This window comes from Polynucleobacter sp. 39-46-10 (assembly GCF_002282275.1).
The window spans coordinates 1-3,963 of sequence record NZ_NCJB01000230.1; the positions used below are offsets into that span (position 1 = coordinate 1).

At 47.7% G+C, this 3,963-nt stretch carries 1 protein-coding gene; it reads left to right on the top strand.

What is annotated here, in order from left to right; all coding sequences use genetic code 11:
• Positions 1-120: 120 nt before the first annotated feature.
• Positions 121-3,963 (top strand): ATP-dependent RNA helicase HrpA (gene hrpA, locus B7X71_RS13290; RefSeq protein WP_293600988.1); only part of this gene is annotated, 3,843 nt, incomplete at its 3' end.

The window sequence follows — 3,963 nt, forward strand, 5'->3', positions numbered from 1 at the left end:
AGTTGGAGCTTGATTCTTCGGCGTTTGAGCCGGGGTTTGGTGCATTTGTTGGCATAGTGAGAAAATTATAGGGTGCAAGAGCCTATAAACCAACAAAAACCCAAAGCAAGCCCTGCGACTGTGCCTGCTTCCAACACCTCCCGACGTCTGGAAATTCGCTTTCCGGAGGAGTTGCCAGTATCTGGTCAGCGTCAAATCATTAAGGATGCTTTGAGCTCTCATCAAGTGGTGATTGTCTGTGGTGAGACTGGTTCAGGCAAAACAACCCAATTACCGAAGATCTGTCTAGACCTAGGTAGGGGCACCATCAACGGCGGGCGCCTCATTGGACATACACAGCCTCGCCGTATTGCTGCAACAGCCACAGCGAAGCGTATAGCCCAAGAGCTGGGTACCCCAATCGGTCAAGACGTTGGCTATCAAGTTCGTTTTGCCGATAAGACTAGTCAGGGCGCCTCAATTAAGTTGATGACTGATGGAATCTTGCTTGCTGAGACTCAGAGGGATCCTCAACTTCGTGCCTATGACACACTCATCATTGATGAGGCTCATGAGCGCAGCCTCAATATCGACTTTCTACTGGGCTACCTTCGCCAGCTGCTACCGAAGCGCCCAGATCTCAAGTTGATCATCACCTCAGCCACGATCGATGCCAAGCGTTTTTCAGATCATTTCGCCTTAAATGGCAAGTCAGCTCCGGTGATTGAGGTCAGTGGAAGACTCTTCCCTGTAGAACAGCGTTATGAAGCTTTGGAGCCAGATGCCAAGCCAGACGGCAAGAAGGAGTCTAAAGAGGCTAAGGAGATTCCAGATGCAGTGGCGGAGGCGATTGCTAATGTCTGGCGAGAGGGCACCTCAGGTGCAGGCGATGTTTTGGTTTTCTTGCCTGGGGAGCGAGAGATTCGGGATTGCGCTGAAGCGCTACGCAAAGATCATGTCCTGCAGCAACGCTTTCATCCGGAGATATTAAGTCTGTTTGCGCGCCAGTCGGTTGCAGAGCAAGAGCGTGTGTTCAATCCCGGCAATGGTCGACGCATCATCCTCACTACCAACGTTGCCGAGACCTCATTAACAGTTCCCAATATTCGTTATGTAGTGGATAGCGGCCTGGCGCGGGTGAAGCGCTATTCCTATCGCAATAAAGTCGAGCAGTTGCAAATTGAGCCAATATCTCAGGCGGCAGCCAATCAAAGGGCAGGTCGCTGCGGTCGTGTATCTGACGGTATTTGTATTCGTCTATATAGCGAGCAAGATTATTTAAGCCGGCCCAAATTTACTGATCCAGAAATTCTCCGTAGTTCACTGGCGGCAGTGTTGCTGCGCATGAGTTCTTTGCGCTTACCCCGTATTCAAGAATTCCCATTTATTGATAAGCCCCTAGGTCGAGCTATTGCAGATGGTGTGCAGTTGCTAGATGAGTTGGGTGCCATCGTCTATGACGAGAGTTCTAGGAGTGATGACAAAGACATTAACAATAGTTTCAAGCTAACGCCTATAGGCAAGCAGTTAGCAGATCTTCCCTTGGATCCTCGTATCGGTCGTATGCTCTTAGCAGCTAAAGAGCAAAACGCACTACGTGAAGTCACCATCATTGCTTCTGCTTTAGCTACCCAAGACCCGCGCGATCGACCAATGGATCAGGCTACTGCTGCCGATCAAGCTCACCTACAGTTTGCAGATGAGCGATCAGAGTTTCTAAGCTTTGTAAAGCTATGGGATTGGTATCAGGATGCGCTGAAGCACAAACACAGTAATCGCCAATTAGAAAATCTGTGCCGCAGTAAATTCTTATCGCCTAGGCGATTGCGAGAATGGCGTGATGTACATGGGCAGTTACATACCATGCTTGGTGAAAAGGGTTGGAAAGAGAATCCCTCGGCCGCTACCTATGAACAGGTACATCTGTCTTTATTAACTGGCTTATTAGGTTACGTTGCCAAAAAAGAAGAGGATGAAAAATCTCAAGAGCGCGGTAGCAAGACCGGTGGTTACATTGGTGCTCGTGGTATTCGTCCCTTTATCTGGCCGGGTTCAACCATTGGTAAAAAGGCCGGTGCTTGGATATTAGCTGGTGAGCTCCAAGAAACCAATCGTATGTATGCCCGCACAATTGCCAAAATTGAGCCTCAGTGGGTTGAGAAGGTTGCTGCCCATCGCCTTATCAAATCTCTAAGTGAGCCTTTTTGGGATAGTCGTCAAGGTGAGGTCATGGCCTTTGAGCGTGGCACATTGTATGGACTCCCCATTTATCATGGGCGTCGAGTTCGCTATGAATCACATAATCTTGAGGATGCACGTTCAATATTTATTACGCAGGCCTTAGTCCAGGAAGAGATGTTCGGACGTATGGATACTCCAGCATTAATGAGAGAGACCGAGGCTGATGCTAAAAAGAAATATCCTGGAAGTTTTGAATTCTTCTGGCATAACCGCAGATTAATTAAAGAGATCGAGGCTCTAGAGCATCGTTCACGTCGCCCCGATGTTTTGGTGGATGATGACCTCCTGTTTGCTTTTTATGATTCACGCATTCCAAAAGATGTCCTCAGTAGAGAGGGTATGAATGCCTGGCTAAAAAAAGCATCTAGAGCGGGGGGTGACAATCAAGAGTCGCCCGATACTCTCTTGCGTTTAGCTAAGGCTGATTTAATGCGCCATGAAGCTGCCGGAATTACGGTAGATCGCTATCCTAAAAAGATGCTTGTTGGTGGCACTGAATTGAGCTTAACTTATCACTTTGAGCCTGGCAGTCCTAAGGATGGAGTCACTCTAGTTGTTCCATTGACTCTGTTAAATCAGGTAGATGGTCGTCGTTGCGAATGGCTAGTGCCAGGTATGTGCGAAGAAAAAATTCACCTGCTCCTAAAATCACTTCCCCAGAAGTTACGTCGTCACTGTATTCCGCTGCCGGAATATGCAAAGTCTTTCTTAGACCGCATGCTCGCAGAAAAACAGTTTGGTGTGGGTGACTTTTTAGATAGCCTCATTACGGATATTCGCAAAGAACGCGGTTTAGAAATTAAGCGTACAGACTTCAGACCCGAATCGCTGCCTTTGCACTCCTCGATGAACTTCCGTCTGGTGGACGAGCATGGTCGACAACTTGAGTTGGAGCGTAATTTAACTCGATTGCGTGCTGAGTACGGTGAAACTGCTCGAACTGCATTCCAGGCGATTGCCCAGCAAGCAGTTCAAGAGGAGCTGGTTTCTGATGTGTCAGTCAGCACTCCAAATGCAAGTGCAAAAACAAACCAAGCCACAACTACTGCTGCAGTAAAAAAAGTAGAGCAGAGCGGTTATCGAACTTGGGACTTTGGTGAGCTGCCTGAAACGCTGGAGATTCAAAAAGGTAATCGCACTTTATTCGGTTACCCAGCCTTAGTGGATCGTGCTGAGTCATGTGATCTTGAGGTATTTGACGATTTACTAGAAGCTAGGAAATATCATTGGCAAGGCCTTCGTAGACTATTTGCTTTGTCAAATAAGGACACGCTTAAGGCACTGCAGAAGCAGTTACCTGGAATGCGTGAGATTGGCCTACTATTTATCAATGTAGGTTCAGTGGATGATTTGATTGAGCAAATTCTCAATCTTGCCTTAGAGCGTGCATTCATGAATGATCCATTGCCGGTGAATGCGGATCAATTTGCTGAGCGCCTACAGGCAGGTAAGCCTAGACTGGCCTTAATTGCTCAAGAGATTTCAAAACATGCTTTAGCGGCTTTGCAGGCTTATGCAGATCTTCAAAAGAAGATGGCTCAAGCCAAGGCTGTTTCAGCTGCTGCTTACACAGACATTCAAGCGCAGGTTCAGGGTTTAATATTCCCGAAATTTGTATCTGACACGCCATATAGCCAGCTAGTGCATTTCCCTCGATATCTCAAGGCAATTGCAATGCGTATTGATAAGTTGCGCGCCAACCCCAGTCGGGATGCCCAGTGTCAAAAAGACTGGGAGTCGGTT